Below are 1013 nucleotides of genomic sequence, written 5' to 3'. Positions count from 1 at the left end.
GCCATCATCCAGCCCCTTATGACCACGGGCATCTTCAGCGTTTTATTCGGACTGCTCTTGGGAAAAGGGAACGAGCCCAGCGCAGGCGACGTTCCCTACGCGGTGTCCACTTTTTGTGCCATGCTCCCCTGGCAGCTTTTCGCAACCTCGCTCAATCAATCGGGCAACATCCTCATTCAGTACCGCAGCATGATCACGAAGATCTATTTTCCCCGGCTTATCTTGCCGATGGCTGCGGTGCTTTCCTCTCTGGTGGATTTTGGCATCGCCTTTGTAGCGCTTTTAGCGATGATGGCGTTTTACGGGATCTTCCCCGGCTGGGCCGTGCTGACCCTACCCTTTTTCGTCCTCCTGGCCATCATGGCCTCCCTCTCTGTGGGACTGTGGTTGGCTGCCCTCAATGCCATCTATCGCGACTTTCGTTACGTGATTCCATTTATTATCCAAATTGGGATGTTTGTCAGTCCGGTTGTGTACAGCATGGAATCCATCCAGGGACGTCTTCCGCCCTGGGCGTGGACGCTGTATTCCCTCAACCCCATGGCCGGTGTCATCGAGGGATTTCGCTGGGCTCTGCTTGGAACCTCGCACGGCCCGGGACCGATGCTGGCCCTTTCCACCGCGGCAACGGCCATCATCCTTATCGGCGGGATGTTCTATTTCCGCCGAATGGAGCGCCTGTTCGCGGACGTGATTTGATAACGCACAACAGGTCGCTGATGACTCGGTTTGCCGACCTATTGAGTGCAAGCTAAGTTAAGACATGATCGAAAAAACTTCACAGGAAGGGGTTCCGCGCAACCCACGGGACCGAAGGCTGCGCAGAGAACGTCGGGCTGTCGCGGCGCCGAAGTCTGTCCACACTTCGTCTTCGGCATGAACAAGCGGAACACAACCCATCTTCTCCCCCCGTGTTGACGCGAGTATCCCCTGATTTTAACCTGCCACTATGAGTGACATCGCCATCCGAGTTGAAAACCTGACGAAGAAATTCGTCCTCGGGGAACGCGTGG

The 1013-nt window shown here is 55.9% G+C and carries 1 protein-coding gene; it reads left to right on the top strand.

The annotated features are described in order from the left end of the window. Positions 1-699, top strand: a 699-nt coding sequence (locus tag H5U08_RS19760; protein WP_297037180.1) for an ABC transporter permease, incomplete at its 5' end; no start/stop codon positions are given. Positions 700-1013 lie beyond the last annotated feature (314 nt).

Origin of the sequence: Thermogutta sp. (genome assembly GCF_014359955.1) — a bacterium.
Lineage (GTDB): Bacteria > Planctomycetota > Planctomycetia > Pirellulales > Thermoguttaceae > Thermogutta.
This window is presented reverse-complemented; position numbering and strand designations above follow the sequence as displayed.